Annotated in this window: 18 protein-coding genes and 1 pseudogene; 14 read left to right on the top strand and 5 right to left on the bottom strand. The window is 60.0% G+C overall.

Annotated elements, in window-relative coordinates; genetic code table 11:
- Nucleotides 1-31 precede the first annotated feature (31 nt).
- The 3 genes from scpB to CVS29_RS08980 are packed head-to-tail and all read right to left on the bottom strand — an operon-like array spanning nt 32 to nt 2,565.
- Nucleotides 32-676 (bottom strand): SMC-Scp complex subunit ScpB, encoded by a 645-nt coding sequence (scpB, locus tag CVS29_RS08990; RefSeq protein ID WP_257032483.1) that lies wholly within the window; start codon nt 674-676, stop codon nt 32-34.
- Nucleotides 669-1,682 (bottom strand): segregation and condensation protein A, encoded by a 1,014-nt coding sequence (locus tag CVS29_RS08985; protein ID WP_110106001.1) that lies wholly within the window; start codon nt 1,680-1,682, stop codon nt 669-671. The genes scpB and CVS29_RS08985 overlap by 8 nt, the downstream gene beginning before the upstream one ends.
- A 1-nt stretch (nt 1,683) precedes the next feature.
- Nucleotides 1,684-2,565: a ParA family protein gene (locus CVS29_RS08980; protein WP_110106000.1), complete on the bottom strand. Its 882-nt coding sequence runs from the start codon at nt 2,563-2,565 to the stop codon at nt 1,684-1,686.
- A 159-nt stretch (nt 2,566-2,724) separates the two neighbouring features.
- On the opposite strand from CVS29_RS08980, the gene CVS29_RS08975 reads away from it, so the two are divergent.
- The 7 genes and pseudogenes from CVS29_RS08975 to CVS29_RS08945 all read left to right on the top strand — a co-directional run bounded on the left by CVS29_RS08975 (nt 2,725) and on the right by CVS29_RS08945 (nt 9,053).
- Nucleotides 2,725-3,474: an ABC transporter ATP-binding protein gene (locus CVS29_RS08975; protein WP_110105999.1), complete on the top strand. Its 750-nt coding sequence runs from the start codon at nt 2,725-2,727 to the stop codon at nt 3,472-3,474.
- Nucleotides 3,475-3,478: 4 nt separating this feature from the next.
- Complete coding sequence (locus CVS29_RS08970) at nt 3,479-5,152, top strand: DUF6297 family protein (RefSeq protein ID WP_110105998.1); 1,674 nt, start codon at nt 3,479-3,481, stop codon at nt 5,150-5,152.
- A gap of 193 nt (nt 5,153-5,345) precedes the next feature.
- A pseudogene (locus CVS29_RS08965) lies at nt 5,346-5,699 on the top strand (discoidin domain-containing protein); the annotation flags it as partial.
- Nucleotides 5,700-5,714: 15 nt separating this feature from the next.
- On the top strand, nt 5,715-6,239 hold the full coding sequence (locus CVS29_RS08960; RefSeq protein ID WP_110106220.1) for a glycoside hydrolase family 20 zincin-like fold domain-containing protein: 525 nt from the start codon (nt 5,715-5,717) through the stop codon (nt 6,237-6,239).
- Nucleotides 6,240-6,262: 23 nt separating this feature from the next.
- On the top strand, nt 6,263-7,462 hold the full coding sequence (locus CVS29_RS08955) for a family 20 glycosylhydrolase (RefSeq protein ID WP_110105996.1): 1,200 nt from the start codon (nt 6,263-6,265) through the stop codon (nt 7,460-7,462).
- Between the two features lies 1 nt (nt 7,463).
- Nucleotides 7,464-7,574, top strand: a complete 111-nt coding sequence (locus CVS29_RS19240; protein ID WP_354211985.1) for an LPXTG cell wall anchor domain-containing protein — start codon at nt 7,464-7,466, stop codon at nt 7,572-7,574.
- Between the two features lie 195 nt (nt 7,575-7,769).
- The gene (locus CVS29_RS08945) at nt 7,770-9,053 is read left to right on the top strand and encodes a dicarboxylate/amino acid:cation symporter (protein WP_110105995.1); all 1,284 of its coding nucleotides are present in this window, start codon (nt 7,770-7,772) and stop codon (nt 9,051-9,053) included.
- 21 nt (nt 9,054-9,074) lie between these two features.
- On the opposite strand, the gene CVS29_RS08940 is transcribed toward CVS29_RS08945, so the two are convergent.
- Complete coding sequence (locus CVS29_RS08940) at nt 9,075-10,970, bottom strand: AMP-binding protein (RefSeq protein ID WP_110105994.1); 1,896 nt, start codon at nt 10,968-10,970, stop codon at nt 9,075-9,077.
- Between the two features lie 208 nt (nt 10,971-11,178).
- Between CVS29_RS08940 and CVS29_RS08935 the strand changes: the two genes are divergently transcribed.
- The 5 genes from CVS29_RS08935 (at nt 11,179) to CVS29_RS08915 (ending at nt 16,159) form a co-directional block, all read left to right on the top strand.
- A complete protein-coding gene (locus CVS29_RS08935; RefSeq protein ID WP_110105993.1) occupies nt 11,179-11,814 on the top strand; it encodes a GntR family transcriptional regulator in 636 nt (211 codons plus the stop codon).
- A gap of 62 nt (nt 11,815-11,876) precedes the next feature.
- Entirely contained in the window at nt 11,877-13,397 is a 1,521-nt protein-coding gene (locus tag CVS29_RS08930; protein ID WP_110105992.1) for an MmgE/PrpD family protein, read from the top strand.
- Nucleotide 13,398: 1 nt separating this feature from the next.
- Nucleotides 13,399-14,328 carry a methylisocitrate lyase gene (gene prpB, locus CVS29_RS08925; protein WP_110105991.1) on the top strand — a complete coding sequence of 310 codons (930 nt, stop codon included), beginning with the start codon at nt 13,399-13,401 and terminating at the stop codon, nt 14,326-14,328.
- Between the two features lie 49 nt (nt 14,329-14,377).
- The gene (locus CVS29_RS08920) at nt 14,378-15,517 is read left to right on the top strand and encodes a bifunctional 2-methylcitrate synthase/citrate synthase (RefSeq protein ID WP_110105990.1); all 1,140 of its coding nucleotides are present in this window, start codon (nt 14,378-14,380) and stop codon (nt 15,515-15,517) included.
- Between the two features lie 312 nt (nt 15,518-15,829).
- Nucleotides 15,830-16,159 (top strand): cupin domain-containing protein, encoded by a 330-nt coding sequence (locus CVS29_RS08915; RefSeq protein WP_110105989.1) that lies wholly within the window; start codon nt 15,830-15,832, stop codon nt 16,157-16,159.
- A 28-nt stretch (nt 16,160-16,187) separates the two neighbouring features.
- On the opposite strand, the gene CVS29_RS08910 is transcribed toward CVS29_RS08915, so the two are convergent.
- Nucleotides 16,188-16,703 (bottom strand): 8-oxo-dGTP diphosphatase, encoded by a 516-nt coding sequence (locus CVS29_RS08910; RefSeq protein ID WP_110105988.1) that lies wholly within the window; start codon nt 16,701-16,703, stop codon nt 16,188-16,190.
- Nucleotides 16,704-17,257: 554 nt separating this feature from the next.
- On the opposite strand from CVS29_RS08910, the gene CVS29_RS08905 reads away from it, so the two are divergent.
- Nucleotides 17,258-18,550, top strand: a complete 1,293-nt coding sequence (locus tag CVS29_RS08905; RefSeq protein ID WP_110106218.1) for an extracellular solute-binding protein — start codon at nt 17,258-17,260, stop codon at nt 18,548-18,550.
- A 34-nt stretch (nt 18,551-18,584) separates the two neighbouring features.
- On the top strand, nt 18,585-19,565 hold the full coding sequence (locus tag CVS29_RS08900) for a carbohydrate ABC transporter permease (RefSeq protein WP_110105987.1): 981 nt from the start codon (nt 18,585-18,587) through the stop codon (nt 19,563-19,565).
- Nucleotides 19,566-19,575: the final 10 nt, after the last annotated feature.

Below are 19,575 nucleotides of genomic sequence, written 5' to 3'. Positions count from 1 at the left end.
AATCCTTAAAGTACTAAATGTTGTGGTCATGCTAAAAGTGTGAATCATCGAAATCCTGTAGGTTTTCCAGACCGGGCAAGTGCGGTGCAATTTGCGGCAACTCGTCCACGTTCTCCATCCCCAGCCGTTCCAAAAAGTACGCCGTGGTCCGGTATAGGAATGCCCCGGACACCGGATCGGTGCCCACTTCCTCAATCAGCCCGCGCTGCACAAGCGTCCTCACAACAGAGTCCACGTTCACGCCGCGAATGGCGGAGACGCGGGCTCGGGAGACAGGCTGGCGATAGGCAATCACCGCTAACGTCTCCAAGGCCGCCTGTGTGAGCCGGGCCGTCTGGCCGTCCACAACAAACGCTGACACGATCTCGGCATAGGCTGCGCGTGAATAAACACGCCAACCTCCGGCAAGTTGCCGGAGTTCAAAGCCACGAACCGGTACGGTGTCACCCTTTCCAGTATAGCCGTCGTACTCCCTTGCCAGTTCGTGTAATAGCTCACGTACCGTGAGCGCTGGTAATCCCACGACGGCGGCCAGCGCCTCCTCGGAAACTGGCTCATCCACCACCATGAGAACAGCCTCCAAAGCCGCCCGCACACTGTCACGGGAATCAAGGAGCCCGGCGGAGGCTGCGGAATCGGGCGCTGCGGAATCAAGTGCTGGTGTGTGCTCAGGCATGGTCAATCCCACTCTCGTCATCGAAGTCACTCACGCCATCTGAGTCCTGGACGCTGGCCGGCGAGGGATCTGCGCCCGCACTCAAGAGTCCCTCTCTCCAGAGCCCAGCAGTCCAGAGCACTGTTAATTCCCCCAGCGGATTTGGCTGCTCAAGGCTCACCAACTGGTCGCGGAACAATTCCAGCAGGGCCAGGAACCTGGCAATGACCACCATGGAGGATTGCGCATCGGCAGTGAGCGCGGCGAAGGTGAGCGGCTGCGCAACCCAGATTTCCGTTGTCTCCGTGCCCGCTGTTGACCCCATGGCACCCATTACCTGTGGTGCCAACGGCATGCCGGCTGTGAGCATGGCGGTGATAATGGCGGCTTGCTCCCGGACACTGACGGGTGCAACGTGCAGATGGGTCAATCCCACAGTGGTGCGGGGCGGGTCCTTGGTTTCCATGGCCCGGGCCGCCAACTGCGCAAATTGTTGGGGGGTATGGCGCCACACTAATTCGGGCAAAAGTGCGGCAAAATGAGGCTCCAGCCCCACTTGGCGGGGGAAGCGGCGCGCTTCACGTTCAAGTTCGGCACCCATGAGAGTGGCTACTTCCTTGAACGCCTTGTATTGCAAAAGCCGTGCGAACAAAAGGTCACGGGCCTCCAAGAGGGCCAGGTCGTCGTCGTTCTCCACCTCACCAGCTGGCAAGAGCCTGGCGGCCTTGAGGTCCAGCAAGGTGGCGGCCAGCACCAAAAATTCGCTGGCCTCATCCAGCGCCCAGTCCTGCCCCAGATCCGCCAAAGCCTTCAAATAGCTGATGAATTCGTCCGTGACTGTGGCAATCGCCACATCTGTGATATCCATCTCGCGCTTGGAAATAAGCCCCAACAGCAGGTCAAAGGGGCCTGTGAAGTTGTCCAGCCGCACCTCAAAGCGGGTGGTGGTCCCGACTGCCTGGGCGTCGGGTGTTGCTGCTGTGGGTGTATCTGCCGCGATCCCCGCGACGTTCTGTGGTGAATTCAAGTTAGGGCGAGCCGCCTCGGGCGATCAGTTCCTTGGCGAGCCGGCGGTAAGAGTCGGCGCCTTGGTGGTTGCTCGCAAAGGAGGTGATGGGTTCAGCGGCCACGGAGGCATCGGCGAACTTGATGGTGCGCTTGATGACAGTCTCGAAGACCTTGTCACCGAATGCTTCCACTAGGCGGGCCAAGACCTCGCGGCCGTGCAGGGTGCGGGCGTCATACATGGTTGCCAGCACACCGTCCACCTGCAGACCTGGATTGAGCCGGTCCTGGACCTTGTCAATGGTCTCCACCAGCAGCGCCACGGCGCGCAGAGCGAAGAATTCACAGATCAACGGGATGATGACACCGTGAGCTGCGGTCAGGGCGTTGACGGTCAGCAGGCCCAAGGACGGCTGGCAGTCAATGAGAACCACGTCATAGTCATCCTCCACCTTGCGCAGTGCGCTGGCCAGGACTTGCTCGCGGGCCACTTCATTTACCAGCTGCACCTCAGCGGCGGAGAGGTCAATGTTGGCGGGGAGAATGTCAATGTTCTCAACGTCGGTGTGGATGATGGCGTCGCGAATATCCACTTTGCGGTCCATCAAAACGTTGTACACAGTGATGTCTAGCTCATGGGGGTTGGTGCCAAAACCTGCCGATAGCGCACCCTGCGGATCAAAGTCCACCAGTAACACTTTGCGCCCAGATTCGGCCAGAGCGGCACCTAAGTTAATGGTCGAAGTAGTTTTTCCTACGCCACCTTTTTGGTTCACCATGGCGATGATGCGCGCGGGACCATGGGAGGTAAGGACCGGGGGTTCGGGGAATTCCGTCAAGGGGCGCCCCGTGGGGCCCAGTACGTCCTCGCCGGCAAGTGCCGTTGCACCCTGCTCGTTGCTCACCTGTCAGTCCACGCTTTCGCCGCTAAAAAAATTCTCTCCACTGCCATCTACTAGGTTACCGGTTGCTGGCGCCATGTTTTGAACATTTGCCCCTGATGGGTTTTGAGCCTTGACCCTCAAGCTGAGGCTGAATGTTGCCCCGCATATACTTCGAGAGTGATGAGCAAAGCAACGAACCACTCCGGTGCGAACCAGCACCACCGTCCAATCCCGGCACGCAAGGACGTTGTCCGTGCCGAGAAGCTCCAGGCTGGATATGCCGGAAAGGCTGTGTGTGGGGTGGTCAGCTTTAGCCTGCATTCTTCACAGTCTCTAGCCCTGGTGGGGCCCAACGGTGCGGGTAAGTCCACTGTGGTGAAAACTGTGGTGGGCCAGCTTGAGGCCGTGTCCGGGACAACGTTGATCAACGGCAACGAAGTTGATGACCGCACCTTGGATTTCCGCCGCGAGGTGGCTGTGGTCTTTGACGATGATGCGTTCTTCCCCGCCCTGACGGTGGAGGAGCACCTGGCTATTGTGTGCGCCGGGCATGGTGTGGACGAGGTGGAGGATGTGATTTCCGCTGAGCTGGAATTCTTTGGGCTCTCTGCGCTGGCCAAATCCCGTCCGTACAACCTCTCTTCCGGCCAGCGCCGCCGGATGCTCCTGGCTGCGGCCTTTGTCCGCCCCCGCTCCCTTCTGGTACTGGATGAGCCGGAGCAGCGCCTGGACACGTCCATGCGGCACAAGCTGGCAGCGCGCTTGCGGGCCGAGGTGGACTCTGGACTGGCCCTGCTGGTGGTGACGCACGATCCCGAGTTCCTCATCACCGTTGCCACAAAGGCCCTGTTCATTGCGGACACCATCCACGCCATGACACCCGGCCGGGCCGCCGAGGCCATTGCTTCAGAGAACCCGCACGCGGACTAATCCCATGACTAAGGAAACCAACGAGCGCTTCAGCGCCAAGGAAATTCGCCAGTACACGTTCCGGGCAGGCCTTAGCCGCACCCAGGGCGGTCTCATGGAGCTCATCTCCGAGGTGTATACCTCCATTCTGGGCGGGCTCACCTTGGTGACCATGGCCGGCGCCCTCATCGTGGCACTGCGCCACAGCCTGGGCGTGGGAGACGAATCCGCACTGCTTGCCTCCGCCGTAGCCCCGGGATTCCACTCCGTCACGCTTCTCCAAGCCAGCGCAACAGTGCTCCTCACACTGGCAGCCGGGCTACTGACCCTGGAAATGACCATGGGTCCCGTAGCCATGTCCGTGCCGCAAACCGCATGGTGGCTGGGCCTTCCGGTCCGCCGTCGAGGTTTCATCCAGCCAGGGTTCCTAAAGTCAATGGCATGGCCCAGCATTGCCGCGGTCATTGTGGTGCTGCCGCTATCCCTGGGCATGGCAGCCGACCCCACGCCCGGGAACTTGGCCCTAGCCGTGCTGTGCGGGCTTGGCCTGGCCTGGCTCCTGTATGGGATCGCGGCCTGGTGCCAAGTCACCGGCTCCGGCGCGTGGCTGAAGAAGGCCATGGGGGCCATCACCCTACTTGCGCCCCTGACACTCGTAGCCACGGCTCTGTACAACAATGTGGCGGGCACCAGCGCCATCACCGGTAGGCAAACCGCCTGGCTGGAATACCTCCCCACGAGCTGGCCCCTTCTGGTGGCCGACGGCGCACGCTGGCCGTTGCTGCTCCTGGCCCTTGCGCTGGGGTTACTGGCACTGGTGTACCTGAATCTGGAGCGGATCACCACGGCGGCGCTGAAGAAGAGCGCTGCAGCCGGGGCGTATGCGGCCAGCTCACTGCTGTCCATGGACGCCACCGAGCTCTCCCGTTCGTTCAGTACGGGACCGGCCACCGGTAACAGCCGGGTGCGGCTCAAACTAATTTTCACCAAGGGGACTGCCAACACCCGCAGCATCAAGACGCTGGCCAGCACGCATGCAACCATGGCGCTGCGCTCCCCCGCCACGTTATTGCGGGTGCTGGTGCTGGCCGCCATCCCCGCCTCCTTGGCCTCCGTGGAGTTTCTCGGCAACGCAATCCTCATTGCCGTAGCCATTTACCTCTGTGCGCACTTCTCCGCAACCGCACTCGGTGCCACCGCGCGTTTCTCGGCTGGCAACCCTGCCGTGGATACGCTCATGCCGCTGCCGGCCAAGACCGTCCGGCAGGTGCACTATATTGTTCCGGGTGCAGCGATGACACTGTGGGCAATTATTTGCTTCGGCTTGCTTCTGGCACTGGGTGTGGGCTCACCGGCTTTACTCATTCTCGCTCTCTTGGCCGGACCGGGGCTCGGCGCCGCCACCTTAAGGGCGGGTTTCCGCCCTGCCCCCGACTGGAATATGCCCGCCCTGGCCGGACCCGCAGGCCCTGTGCCTACCGGAGCCATCCGCGCCTTCCTCATTGGACCCGATCTGTCCCTCATCGTTCTGCTGCCGGTGTTGATCTGCCTGATCTCAGGCGGCGTGCCCTCCATTGCCTTCCCCATCCAGTTGACGCTGACGTTCTTGGCGTTCCAGTGGGGCACGCACATCCGCAAGCCCAAGTCAGCCAAGGATGGCGGCCTGTTCGGCGTGCCACAAACCGCGGCAAACAAGTAAGCCAGAGCCTGAAGCGAGAGAGCGGATCTTCATCCCTATGACGGCGACTCGTCAATAAAGTAGTGGCTGTTTACTTAACTGGCTTGGCCGTGATGTGATGGAAAACATAGTGAAGCTCGTGTCGTTGACACGAGCTTCACTGACGTAAGGAGGCGTTGGCGCCTACCGGGACGCCTACCCAGCAACCGCATCGAGCGTGGAAAACCAGCTCCCTGGTAATTTCGCGGCTATGGCGATTGACGGCGACAGCTACACCCGCTGGTCTTCAAACTATGTTGATGACCTCTGGCTTCAGGTGGAGTTTGCGCAGGCCAGTCCCATAGATCACGTGAAAATTGTCTGGCCCAACGCTGCGGCCAAGAAGTTCATTCTCCAGACTTCCCTCGACGGAGTGACCTGGACCGATGCAGAAACCATCACCTCCACCGTGGGTCCTGGCCGTACCGATGAGATCACTCTCGGTGTAGCCAACGCGAAGTTCCTGCGCATGCAAGGTGTAAGCCGTTGGTCCACGTACGGCTACCCGATCTCCGAATTAGCGATTTAAGACAAGGCTCAGCCCGTGGCGCCGAAGAACCTGGCACTGGTGCCGTTGCCGGCCGAATCGGTGGCTACCGCTGATGGCACGTTCCGGCTGATCCCCAAAAGCCGCATTGTGGCCACCGGCGACGCTGTGGATGCTACCACCTACATCGCCCAAAAGGCCCACTTAAGCACCGGTTTCGCCCTGCCCGTAGTCACAGGAACGGCGGACACCCACGATGTTCAGATCACCGTTGCCCCTGATAGCTCCGAAGACAAGCCCGAAAGTTACACCCTGGCCGCTGACGCCCACGGGGTGAAGATCGCTGCCAACACATCCGCCGGTGCGTTCAACGATGTGCAGACGTTGTGCCAGCTTTTCCCGCAATGGATTGAATCCAGCTCGGTCGTGACCACGCCCTGGGCCGTGGGCGGCATGGTCATCAGTGACTATCCACGTTACGAACACCCCGGCGTAAGCATTGATGTGGCCCGTTCCTTCTACACCGTGGATGAAATGAAGGAACACATAGACAACGCAGCCCAATTCAAGTTCAACACCTGACCGAGATCTCCGGTAAGACAGCCATGCTGACGAATCAGTGGCAGAGCGAACCCGGACACACCAACTCCGCGCTCACCGCGGATGGAGGCGGGACCACGCTAGACGCTGACAACCCGGCAACGTATGAATTCACTAAGGAAGTCCTGACCCAGCTCGCCGCGATGACACCCGGGCCGTACATCCACATTGGCGGCGACGAGGCCCCCGAAGTTTCTGAGGTTGACGACAAGAAAATGATCGCAGCCTTCAGCCGTCAGGTCACCGACCTGGACAAAAAGGTGATTGGCTGGAGCAGATACGGTACGGCCGGCTTGCCGCCGAACTCCGTGATCCAAGCATGGACCTTCAAAACACAGGAGGAGGCCAACAGCATCATCAAAAACAATGCCAAGGTCATCCTGTCACCGGACGCAAAAACCTACATTCCACAGAAGCAGGACAACGCCCAGGAAGTCGGACCCGCATGGGCCTGCGGCGGCCCCTGCACCCTCGAGGACCATTACGACTGGGACCCGGCAACCCACCTGCCAGGTATTGGCGATGCCCGCATTCTGGGTATGGAAACAGTGCATTGGGGCGAGTTCATGCGCACCATGGACCAGACCGAAAACTTCCAGTACCCGCGCACCCTAGCCACTGCCGAAGTAGGCTGGTCCCCGCAAGCCAAACGAGACTATGCCAACTTCACCCAACGCGCAGGAACCTTCGGTGGGCGCATGGACCTTGAAGGCATTAACTACTTCAAGACCAGCGGCGTTGACTGGAGCACCGCCCCTGCAGCCCCTGAAACTGCCCCAGCCTTGGTGGATCCGGCAGCACTGCCAGAGGTATCCCCCGTTGATTTAGGTGTTCCCTCCACCGAGTTCGACGGCGGCGAGTACCTCATCCTGAAGAACCTCCCGGTCAATGCTTGGTTGCGTACCGCTATCCAGAACACTTCCGCCACGGAACCCACGGCTCCAAAGAGCCAGTGGGTCCTCTCCAACGCGGCCGGTGAAGCGCCCCTGGAGGTTCCCACCGGTCTTGAAGGCGGCAACTATGTGGTGACCGTTCAGAATGCTGCGGGTCAGCTGGCAGGGTTCGCCGCACTAGCCCTCGCTGACCAGCCCGGCCACGGACGGCACTACCAGTGCCACACCCACGCAAGGGACGCCGTCGCCCGCGGCCAGTTCACCCTCCACTACTCCCTCCGCTACTCCCTCCGCCGGGAGCAATTCCGATGATCTGGCACGCACTGGCGCCAGCTCAACACTGCTGCTGGGCGGGGCGGCCTTGGCGCTGCTCGCTGGTCTGGTCATCATGGCCGTTTCACGCAGGCGCAACAGCACGCACTAGAGTTCCACGCGTGAAGAAGCCGGGCACCTGTATCCATGGGTGACCGGCTTCTTGCTGTGCACCAATGCTGTGCAGGAATGCTGTGCAGGAATAACATAGGCCACCCAGTTGCGCATACTATTGCAAAGGCGTGCCCTGCGCCACATAATTCTTGCGCGCCAATGCGCGGACCCGCGAGCCAACCCGAGGACCCCCATGAAGTTACTGAAATCAATCCCCCTGCTTGGCTGGATCATCGTGGCCATCATCTTGGGTATTCTCACAGGCCCCGTGATGCCCATATGGCTGGGCAGCGTATTTCTGACCTACAATTCCATCTTCTCCGGGTTCCTGGGCTTTATTGTTCCCCTGATCATCTTGGGCCTGGTCATGCCGGCCATTGCCGAGCTGGGCAAGGGTGCGGGGAAATGGCTTGGCCTCACGGCCGGGATCGCCTACGGTTCCACAGTCCTCGCGGGGCTTCTTGCATATTTTGTGAGCCGTTGGCTCTTCACCTCACCACTCTCCGGCGGAGGGCTTGAATCACTTAGTGACGGTTCCGGCTCCGGCTTCACCCCTTACTTGACGGTGGTGGCCAGCGCCGGTGACTCTGCAACGGAAATCGTTTTGCCGCCGGTGATTGGCGTCATGAGCGCTCTGGTGCTGGCCTTCGTTATAGGCATTGGCCTGACGGCCTTCCATAGTAAAATTCTCTTCCGCGGTGCCATCGAGTTCCGCAGCATTATTGAATCGGTGATCCGGCGCATCATTGTTCCCGCACTGCCGCTGTTCATCTTTGGCATTTTCATGGATCTCTCAGCAAGCGGTTCGGCAATGATTGTTGTCACAAAATTCTTGCTGGTCGCCGTGGTGTCCTTCGCCTTGACGTTTGTTGTTCTCCTAGTACAGTATTCGGTAGCCGGATCCATGTCAGGGATCAACCCGTTCAAGGCCCTGTGGAACATGCGCGACGCCTACTTCACGGCTCTCGGCACCTCTTCCTCGGCCGCAACGATCCCCGTCACCTTGGCGTCAACGAAGAAAAATGGTGTCTCTGACTCGGTGGCCGGCTTTGTTGTGCCGTTGTGCGCCACCATCCACCTCTCCGGTTCAATGGTGAAGATCACCTGCTTCTCCATTGCCGTTCTACTGCTTACCGGCGGCGATATTTCCTTCAGCGCCTACCTGCCGTTCATCCTCATGCTCGGCGTCATGATGATTGCAGCCCCGGGCGTGCCAGGTGGCGCCATCGCCGCTGCTGCAGGCTTGCTGGTCCAGATGCTGGGCTTCGGCGAGGTTGAGGTAGGCCTCATGTTCGCGGCCTATATTGCCTTGGACAGCTTTGGCACAGCCACCAACGTCACCGGTGATGGAGCCATCGCCTTGATCATGAACAAACTCACCCGCGGGCATCTGGGTTCGCAGCCGCAAGATCCGGCCGACGAAGCGATGGAGCCGGGAGAGGGTGCCCTGCTCGAAGAGCACGCCCTGCCGCAGTAACCAGCACCACCAATAGGCTCCTCAGCCGCGCAGGAACGGAATAAGCGCCTCGATGACTGAGCCGTCCTCAATGGTGGACGGCACCACATAATCATTCCCGTCGGCAATCTGGCGCATGGTTTTACGCAGAATTTTCCCTGAACGGGTCTTGGGCAGGGCGTCAACAATAATTGCTTTCCTGAAGTCCGCCACCGGCCCAATTTCCTTGCGCACCAAGGCCACAAGTTCTAGCTGGAGTTGTTCCTGCGTAATGGACACCCCGGATTTGAGCACAATATAACCCACAGCTTTTTGGCCCTTGAGCACATCCGCTACCCCAATCACAGCGCATTCAGCCACGGCCGGGTGCTTGCCCACCACTTGCTCTATGGCACCTGTGGAAAGCCGGTGCCCGGCCACATTGATGACATCATCGGTGCGGCCCATGACAAACACATAGCCGTCTTGATCCACATAGCCGGAATCCCCCGTGGCGTAATACCCCGTGAATGCCGAAAGGTATGAGTCAACAAAACGCTGATCGTCTCCCCAGAGCGTGGTCAGGGTTCCAGGCGGCAGCGGCAACCTCAGCACAATGTTCCCCTCCTCGCCCGCACCCACGGGGACGCCCATGCCATCCACAATTTCCAGCTGATAGCCGGGCATGGGCAGTGTGGGCGAGCCCGCCTTGATGGGCAGCGGATCCAGTCCGCGCGGATTTCCCACAATGCCCCACCCGGTTTCAGTCTGCCACCAGTGGTCAACCACGGGCACCTCCAGCACGCGTGAGGCCCAGTGGTACGTATCGCTATCCAACCGCTCACCAGCAGTGAACAGCGTTTGGAGAGTGCCGAGGCTGTACTTCTTCAGCAGCACAGCCTCAGGATCCATCTTCCGGATAGCCCGGATCGCCGTGGGCGCCGTGAAAAGTGCCTTCACGCCATGCTCGGCAATGACACGCCAGAACGCACCCGCGTCCGGAGTCCCCACCGGCTTGCCCTCGTACATCAGCGTTGTGGCACCGGCCAGCAGCGGCCCATACACAATGTAAGAATGGCCCACCACCCAGCCCACATCCGAGGCCGTCCACCAGATGTCACCTGCGTGGATATCGTAAAGGTTCGCCATGGTCCACAAAAGTGCGACGGCGTGTCCCCCGTTATCCCGGACCACCCCCTTGGGCGTGCCGGTAGTTCCGGAGGTATACAGCACATAGAGCGGGTCCGTTGACTTCAGAGTCACCGGCGCGGCGGGCACGGCCGCGGCAAGAGCGGTGTCCCAATCCACAGCATTGAAGCCTAGATCTGCCGGCTGCGTGGCAAATCCGTCGCGGTGTTTGATCACTACGGGCAGCGCGGGAACTCCGGCTTTCTCCAGTGCCTCGCGGACAGTGGGCAGGTATTCCACCTTACGGTTTGGCTCCAGCCCGCCCGAGGTTGTGATGATGACCTTGGGCGCGGCATCCTTGATTCGCATGGCCAGCTCACTCGCTGCGAAGCCGCCAAACACTACGGAATGGATGGCTCCGAGCCGCGCTGCCGCGAGCATGGCGATGGCGGCTTCGGGAATCATGGGCAGATAAATGATTACCCTGTCCCCCTTCCCCACGCCCTGCGCGCGTAACACCCCGGCGAAGGATGCCACGGCGGCCAAAAGTTCGTTGTAGGTGTAGCGCGTGATTGTTTCTCGCATGGCAGAGTCATGGATGAGGGCTATTTGATCTCCGCGACCCGCCGCAACATGCCTGTCAAGAGCGTTATAAGAGGTGTTCATCTCGCCATCGGGAAACCAGCGGCTAAGAGGAGCATCTACATCGCTGTGCGCCTGCTGAGGCGCTACCACCCAATCGAGCGCTTGTGCGGCCTCGAGCCAGAAACCTTCCGGGTCATCGATGCTGCGTTGATATTCGTCCTGGTAGCTAGTGCCGTTGTGTGCCATGAGTTACCTTCCCTGCGCCAGCCAAACTCGATGATGTGATGTGAGCCATAGTATCGCTGAATCGAGTCACCCGCCATGCCTTTGTGTATACATAAATAGAGATAATTACTAAATACTCTAGATAACGGCGGCAAACTGCTGGTCTTTGTATACATAGACGGGTAATGTATTTGCCATAAGCAAAACATTCCGGCGACTGGGAGGAACCATGCGAGCCAGCGATCGCGCCTATGCAACGTTGCACAGCGACATCATTAATTGGCGCCTCACACCCGGGACGGTGCTGGGCGAAGTTGAGCTTTCTGAGCGGTTGGGAGTGTCCCGCACCCCCATCCGCGAAGCCTTGGCCAAACTGACGGCGGAGGGATTGGCGGAACCGCAAAGCGGCCGTGGCATGGTGGTCAGCAAAATTTCCCTCGATCATCTCGATGAGCTCTTTGAACTACGCTCAGCCCTGGAATGCCGGGCTGCCGAGCTGGCTGCCAAACGGGGCGAACCGGAAATTTTTAGCGCCCTGCACCGCCAGCTCGCCAACGCCGGGGAGCTCATCACAGAAGAAGACCCCACCCGCGCGGACTACTACCAGCTGGCGGCTGACTTGGATGTGGCGGTGGATGCCGCCGTGGCGAATCACTATTTGGCGCAAGCTCTAAAAAACCTGCGCGTTCATCTAGTCCGTGTCCGGCGCCTGGGCAAGGACAACCCGGCCCGGCTACGTGATGCTGCCAGGGAACATGCCGCCATTGCCCTGGCGATCTCCAACGGCAACCCGGCGGTGGCCAGTGCCGCCACCACCGTCCATCTAGACAACAGCCTGCGCCACTTATTGAGCACAGCTGCCTAAAGATTTTTTACCTCACCAAAGTTTTCACCCATTTTTGATTCACCGAAGCGAAAAGGAACATCATGACCATCGATCACTTTGTGCGCGTGTACAAGAGCGAAGAGAACCTGGCCCACGAGGACCAGCTAGCCTACAAGATCGCCAAAGTTGCCACAGACCCCGTAGCCGTCACGGATGAGGTCACCGACATGATCATCAACCGTGTCATTGACAACGCCTCCGTCGCCATCGCCTCGCTGAACCGCGGCCCCATCGTGGCCGCCCGCGCCCAAGCACTGACCCACGCACCCTCAACCGGCGGCACCGGCGCCTCTGTTTTCGGCATCACAGAGAAGGTCTCCCCCGAATGGGCGGCCTGGGCCAACGGTGTGGCCGTGCGCGAGCTCGATTACCATGACACCTTCTTGGCTGCCGACTACTCCCACCCGGGAGATAACATCCCGCCGATCCTCGCTGTCGCCCAGCACACCGGCGCCAACGGGGCGGACCTTGTCCGCGCCATCGCCACCGGCTACGAGATTCAGGTGAACCTGGTCAAGGCCATCTGCCTGCATGAACACAAGATCGACCACGTCGCCCACCTCGGCCCCTCCGCGGCCGCCGGCATCGGCACCCTACTGAACCTTGAAGTTGAGACCATCTTCCAGGCCGTCGGCCAGGGCCTGCACACCACCACGGCCACCCGCCAGTCACGCAAGGGAGAAATCTCCACCTGGAAGGCCCACGCCCCCGCGTTTGCCGGCAAGCTTGCTGTTGAGGCAGCCGACCGTGCCATGCGCGGACAAACCTCCCCCGTGCCGATCTACGAGGGCGAAGACGGCGTCATCGCCTGGATGCTGGATGGTCCCGACGCCGCGTACACCGTGCCGCTGCCGGCCGACGGCGAAGCCAAGCGCGCCATCATGGACACGTACACCAAGGAGCACTCGGCCGAATACCAGGCCCAGGCCTGGATCGATCTGGCCCGCAAGCTGAACAAGGAACACCCGGAAGCCACAGACCCGGCCAACGTTGCCAGCATCCTGATCAAGACCAGCCACCACACGCACTACGTGATTGGCTCCGGAGCCAACGATCCGCAGAAGTACGATCCCACCGCCTCACGGGAAACCCTTGACCACTCCATCCCCTACATTTTCGCCGTGGCCCTGCAGGATGGTTCCTGGCACCACGTTGACTCCTACGCCCCCGAGCGTGCCGCCCGCCCCGATACGGTGGAACTGTGGCACAAGGTCACCACGGAGGAGGACGCAGAGTGGACGCGCCGCTACCACTCCCTGGACATCTCCGAGAAGGCCTTCGGCGGCTCAGTTGTCATCACCCTGACCGACGGTACGGTCATCACGGATGAGATTGCTGTGGCAGACGCCCACCCGCTCGGCGCCCGGCCCTTCGCTCGCGCGCAGTACATCAACAAGTTCCGCACCCTGGCCACCGGTCTCGTGGAGGAAGCCGAGATTACCCGTTTCATTGCGGCAGCGGAGAACCTGCCCAACTTGGCCGCAGGAGAACTGGAGCAGCTGAACATTCAGGCAGCTCCCGGCGTAGTGGATCTGGCCAACGCACCCAAGGGCCTGTTCTAACATGTTGTACTCCAAGAAGACCCCTGAGGCCAAGCGCCGGGATCTGCGTGCCATGCTGGTTCCGGGCGCGGCACGCCAGTTCCCTGGCGCCTTCAACCCGCTCTCAGCCCGGCTCATTGAGGAAAAGAAGTTCGACGGCGTCTACATCTCGGGCGCGGTCCTCGCCAACGATCTGGGCCTGCCAGATATTGGCATGACCACGTTGACCGAGGTGGCCACCCGCGGCGGGCAAATTGCGCGGATGACGGATCTGCCGTGCCTGATTGACGCCGATACCGGTTTTGGTGAGCCCATGAATGTGGCCCGCACCATCCAAGAACTGGAAAATGCCGGGCTGGCTGGTTGCCATATTGAGGACCAGTTCAACCCCAAGCGCTGCGGCCACCTGGACGGGAAGAACATGGTGGATCTGGATACGGCTATCAAGCGCATTGCCGCCGCCGCCGATGCCCGGCGCGATCCGAACTTTTTGATCATGGCCCGCACCGACATCCGTGTCGTGGAAGGCTTGGATGCGGCCATTGACCGGGCCAAGGCGCTTGTTGATGCCGGGGCGGATGCGATCTTCCCGGAAGCCATGAAATCTGTGGCGGAGTTTGAGGCTGTGTGTAAGGCTGTGGACGTGCCGGTTTTGGCGAATATGACGGAGTTTGGCAAGAGCGAGTTGTTCACCCGTGACGACTTGGCCGCGGCAGGCGTTGCCATGATCATTTATCCGGTCACGCTGTTGCGTAGTGCCATGGGTGCGGCCGAGCGGGTTTTGGACGCGATTGCTGCCAACGGCACACAAGAAAGTTCCGTGGCACAAATGCTGACGCGGGCCCGTCTTTATGATCTGGTTGACTATGAGGCGTACAACCACTTCGATACTGGGATTTTTAACTTCCAAATTCCCAGTCTTGACATCGAAAGCAACAACTCGAACCTCTAGGTCTACAGGGATCCACAATGCAAAGTCGCATGAAGAAGGAGTGCACACTGTGAGTGAAGAAGAAGTACGCAAGGGTCTTGCCGGGGTCATTGCCGATTACACAGCCATTTCCAAGGTCAATCCGGACTCAAACTCGTTGCTTTATCGCGGCTATCCGGTCCAGGAGCTGGCAGCCAGCAAGTCTTTTGAAGCAGTAGCTCTTTTGCTGTGGACCGGCGAACTGCCCCGCGAGGAGGAACTGACTGTTTTTGAAGCCTTTGAGCGGGCCAACCGGTCACTGGATTCACGCGTCAAGGCCGCCATTGACCTATTGCCGTTGGATTGCCACCCCATGGATGTGGGCCGCACAGCGGTCTCCGTCATGGGAGCCAACCATGCCCTGGCACAGGACTCCTCCCCCGAGGCTGAGCTGGATAAGGCACAGTCACTGTTTGCACAGTTCCCTGCCGTGGTTGCCTACGATCAGCGCCGCCGTCGTGGTTTGGGAATTGTTCAGCCTCGCACGGATTTGGACTACTCAGCGAACTTTTTGTGGATGACCTTCGGCGAAGAGGCGGCACCCGAGGTGGTGGATGCGTTCCGCGTCTCCATGGTCCTCTACGCCGAGCACTCCTTCAACGCTTCAACGTTCACGGCACGGGTCATCACCTCCACGCTCTCGGATCTGCACTCGGCCGTCACCGGCGCAATCGGTGCACTCAAGGGCCCGCTGCATGGCGGAGCCAACGAGGCAGTTATGCACACCTTCGAGGAGCTGGGCATCCGTTCCGACGAATCGAGGGAGGAGGCCGCCACCCGAGCCAAGGCGTGGATGGAGGATGCTCTGGCCGCGAAGAAGAAGATCATGGGGTTCGGCCACCGGGTCTACAAGAACGGCGATTCCCGCGTCCCCACCATGAAGGCTGCGTTGGAGCGGATGATCACGCACTACAAACGTCCGGAAATGATGGGCCTTTACGACGGTCTGGAGGAGGCCATGGGCGAGGCCAAGGCTATCAAGCCCAACCTTGACTACCCCGCCGGGCCCACCTACCACCTGATGGGCTTCGATACTGACATGTTCACGCCGTTGTTCATCGCCTCACGCATCACCGGGTGGACGGCACACATCATGGAGCAGCGCGCGGCTAATGCCCTGATCCGCCCCTTGAGCGCTTACAACGGTGTTGCTGAGCGCCACGTGGCGTAAATTCTCGGCTGTCACCAGCGGTGGCGCAGTAATTGCATCGAAATTTCGATGGCAGTTGCTGCGCCACACCTGTTTGTAGGCTTGCAACCGGCGAGTTCTCTTATGCTCCACGTTGGGTGCTGGCGCGGCGCAACAGTGTCAGCTGCGCACGCGCAGCCACTTCACTGGCGCATAGGAAAACTCCATGAGCCCCGGCGGGCGGGCAACACAGATAACGACACTCCCAACGGCCCACACCACGTGGGGCGAGAAGACGGCGGCTTCGGAGTACTGTGAAGAGACGTTGTTGAACCCACCTCTTCAAGGAGCATCATGGAAAAGTCATCCCTGACGGCACTGGCACGGGAGCTCTTGGCTTCCGCGAAGACTAAAAGCAGCGGCCGCAGCGCTCGGACTGTCTATGGTGGCCATGAGCGGGTTCTGCGGCAGACCATGGTGGCCCTGACGGCAGGCTCCTCCTTGGACGAGCATGACAACCCTGGCGAAGCCACAGTTCACGTCATCGCGGGAAAGCTAGTCTTGAGAGCTGGCGATGTTTCTTGGGAGGGATCTCCCGGTGACCACTTGGTAGTTCCACTGGCCCGTCACAGCGTGGAGGCCCTCGAAGATTCGGCGTTCCTGCTCACAGTGGCCAAGCCTTAGCACCAGCACCTGCCTCCGCACCGGCTAGCTAGCTGCCGAAGTGATCCCCCGGAACGGCTCCACGCGGTGGCGTGTGCACGCTTGAAGCCACCGTCTCATTGTCGTCATTGAGCTCAACCCGCCAATGGCCGCGCTCCCCTGTCAAAAATGCTGGCAGCCAATGAATGGCATCGGCCCACATATGTTCATGCGGCAGTTCGTGGACGGGGTACCACTGAGGTGAAATCTCTTCGCTTTCTTGCGCCTCCCCGGCAAACACCCGGCACAGGAACACCGTGGTGAACATATCCCAGGAAGGCTTGGCCGGGAAGAGGAACTCCACAGTCCCAGCGGGCACAAGATCCATGGGTTCAATGGTTATGCAGGTTTCTTCTGCGACTTCACGGCAGATAGCGGCGACAACGCTTTCTCCCGGCTCCACATGGCCGCCGATCCCCACCACTTTGCCTGTTCCTATCCCGGTCTTTTTCAGACCGAGCAGCACTTCTTCTCCGGCTGGGCCGTCACGGAGGAGGAAACATAGGGTTACATCAGCAGCACTCATGATCCCAGCTTATGCCGTGCTCCACGCGGGCGGAGCACCCAGCCGCAGTGCCCAGTCAAAGTGCCCGCTAGGTAGGCGCCGGTCCGCCGTGCCGGTCAGCCCCATTCCGGACATGCACAAGGTGCACGCGCTATGCGGTACCCGATTTTGCCCTACAAAACGCACTCCGGCGGTAGTCCAGCGAGGACAAACACCTTCCAGCCCTGCCAGAAGAGTCCAACCACGGCCGTGATGACACATTTTCACATCCGGCAGCGAGTGGAGGGAACTCCCCGACGGCAGAAAATTACGCAGATTTTGGCGGAATCTTTCACAATAGTCCCCCACTGTGGAAATATGCAGCAGCTCACAGTCAGTAAATATGAAACACATTTTCATTGTGTGGCGAGCAGCACAAACAATCTGCAAAAACCAACCGGTGAAGCTTAGTTTTGCATAGCGAAACTTTTGATCTTTGGGCTTCATTCGCGCACCGGCACTCTCCTATGGTCATCTCATGCTCACTGCAGTTCCTGCAGTCATCACCGCACCCCACCAAAAACCATGGAGACACCGTGAAATTCACCCGTACCCTCGCCGTGGCCGCATTGGCCGCCATGGCATTGACCAGTTGCGCTCCTCCCACCTCGGAGAATGCTGCTTCATCCCAGGATGAGGCCACCGGCACCCTGCGTGTTTGGCTGTTCTCGGAAGTGAACCAGGACCCCAAGTCAAAGGTGGTCGATGACACCATTGCCGCCTTCGAGGGCAAGCACAAGGACGTCACAGTAGATGTCCAGTACATCCCTGTTGACACCCGCGCCGAGAAGTTCAAAGCCGCCTTCAACGACCCTTCCAGCGCACCCGACGTGGCCGAATTCGGCAACACCGACCTGGCCAGCTACGTCACAGCAGGTGGCCTCTCCGACATGACTGCGGACATTGAAGCATGGGATGAAGGCAAGGATCTGGACCCCAAGGTCCTTGAAACAACCGCCATTGACGGCAAGAACTACGGTGTGCCGTGGTTCGTGGGCGTCCGGGCCCTGTACTACCGCACAGACCTGCTCAAGGAGGCCGGCGTCGAAGTTCCCAAGACCCTGGCCGAGATTGAGACGGCAGCTCGCGCCATCCGCACCAAAAACCCTGACACACTCGGCATCTCTGTCGGTGGCGCCTCACAGTTCTCAGCCATGCCGTACTTGTGGGCCCATGGTGGCAGCATTGCTGCCGATAACGGGGGAACGTTCACTTCCGGTCTGGACTCCGCAGAGTCCCGTGCAGGCATCACGGCCTATACGAACCTGGTCAAGGACGATATTTGCCCGCCCAAGACCTGCGCAGAATTTGGTGGCAACGCCAGCGTCCAGCAGTTCATTGCCGGCCAGGCTGCCATGACGATTGGTGGCGACTTCAATTACAAGGCCGTTGCTGAAAGTGAATTCAAGGACAAGTTCGCAGTAGTTCCCGTTCCTGGCCTCACCGCCGGCTCCATTGCCCCGGCCTTCGCAGGTGGCAACAACCTGGGCGTGTTCAAGAGCTCCAAGCGCCATACCCTGGCGGCTGACTTTGTGAAGGAGCTGGCCAGCAAGAAGAACCAGCAGGCCATGTTCGATGCGATGGGTAACCTGCCAACATTTAGCGACGTACAGAAGAGCGTGGCAGAGGACAACGCCTACGTGGCCCCTTTCATTGACACGATCGCTGCCGGAACCAACTTCGTGCCAATCACAGACACCTGGTCAACTATTGACGCCAAGGGCATCTTCACCGGCATGTACCAGCAGATTGTCACTGGGAAGGCCGACGTCGAGACGGCGAGCGCAGATGCCGCTGCCGCCATGAACAAGATCTTCGAAGCCAAGTAGTAGTGCCCACCACCTTCCAGACAGGCTGTTTTTGATGTCCACTCAATTTCCCGTCACCGCTGCGCCTTCCCTGCAGGACGAGAAACCCACTGCCCCGCTGATGCGCAAGAAGCGCGTCAGCGGGGCATCCCGGGTTGAACACTGGCTGTATTTGGCTCCAGCTCTCATTGTCCTGATAGCCCTCCTGGGCTATCCGCTGTACCAGCTCATCAACATGTCCCTGTACGACTACCGACAGGCCCAGGTCAGTGGCAGCGCCCCGCTCGTGTTCACTGGTCTGGAAAACTACCGAATCCTCATGGGCGATCCTGAGTTTTGGACCGTCCTGCGCGACACCGTCATCTTCGCCAGTGCCTGCGTGGTGCTGACGCTTCTAGTGGGCGGCGCCCTGGCAGTGTTCGCCTCCCGCCTGCGCCCCTGGGTGCGGACAGTTCTCTTTGCCGTGTCCTTGGGCGCATGGGCAACACCCGCCGTGACAGGCAGTGCCGTGTGGCTGTTCCTCTTTGACTCCACCCAGGGCCTGATCAACAAGGTACTGATAGGTGTTGGCCTGTCCGGGTTCAACGACTTCTCCTGGACCTATGAGAAGTGGACGGCCTTTGGCTTGGTGGCCAGCGAAGTAGTGTGGTGTTCTTTCCCCTTTGTCATGGTGACCCTCTATGCCGGAATCCAGGCTGTGCCCACGGAAACCATCGAGGCTGCCAGGCTCGACGGCGCCTCCCTCCCCCGTATTTTCTACTCGATCATGTTGCCCATGCTGCGCCCCATTGTCATCATCATCACCATCCAGTCCATCATCTGGAACTTCAAGGTCTTCTCCCAGATCTACGTCATGACAAACGGCGGCGGCATTGCGGGGCAAAACATGGTTTTGAACGTGTACTCCTATCAACAGGCCTTCGCCGCCAGCCTCTACGGACTGGGCTCGGCCATTGGGGTCATCATGACACTGATCCTGCTCGTCGTGACCCTCGTTTATCTGCGCCTGCTCAAAAGGAACGGTGAAGTACTGTGACCACACTCGA

This window comes from Arthrobacter psychrochitiniphilus (assembly GCF_003185915.1).
In the GTDB taxonomy this organism is placed as follows: domain Bacteria; phylum Actinomycetota; class Actinomycetes; order Actinomycetales; family Micrococcaceae; genus Specibacter; species Specibacter psychrochitiniphilus.
Note: the sequence above shows the minus strand (reverse complement) of the source record. Positions and strands in the feature narration are given on the sequence as shown.

Coding starts and splice junctions, on each gene's coding strand:
- scpB (WP_257032483.1), bottom strand. CDS start 676: ATGCCTGAGCACACACCAGCACTTGATTCCGCAGCGCCCGATTCCGCA.
- CVS29_RS08975 (WP_110105999.1), top strand. CDS start 2,725: ATGAGCAAAGCAACGAACCACTCCGGTGCGAACCAGCACCACCGTCCA.
- CVS29_RS08970 (WP_110105998.1), top strand. CDS start 3,479: ATGACTAAGGAAACCAACGAGCGCTTCAGCGCCAAGGAAATTCGCCAG.
- CVS29_RS08955 (WP_110105996.1), top strand. CDS start 6,263: ATGCTGACGAATCAGTGGCAGAGCGAACCCGGACACACCAACTCCGCG.
- CVS29_RS08945 (WP_110105995.1), top strand. CDS start 7,770: ATGAAGTTACTGAAATCAATCCCCCTGCTTGGCTGGATCATCGTGGCC.
- CVS29_RS08940 (WP_110105994.1), bottom strand. CDS start 10,970: ATGGCACACAACGGCACTAGCTACCAGGACGAATATCAACGCAGCATC.
- CVS29_RS08935 (WP_110105993.1), top strand. CDS start 11,179: ATGCGAGCCAGCGATCGCGCCTATGCAACGTTGCACAGCGACATCATT.
- CVS29_RS08930 (WP_110105992.1), top strand. CDS start 11,877: ATGACCATCGATCACTTTGTGCGCGTGTACAAGAGCGAAGAGAACCTG.
- prpB (WP_110105991.1), top strand. CDS start 13,399: ATGTTGTACTCCAAGAAGACCCCTGAGGCCAAGCGCCGGGATCTGCGT.
- CVS29_RS08915 (WP_110105989.1), top strand. CDS start 15,830: ATGGAAAAGTCATCCCTGACGGCACTGGCACGGGAGCTCTTGGCTTCC.
- CVS29_RS08910 (WP_110105988.1), bottom strand. CDS start 16,703: ATGAGTGCTGCTGATGTAACCCTATGTTTCCTCCTCCGTGACGGCCCA.
- CVS29_RS08900 (WP_110105987.1), top strand. CDS start 18,585: ATGTCCACTCAATTTCCCGTCACCGCTGCGCCTTCCCTGCAGGACGAG.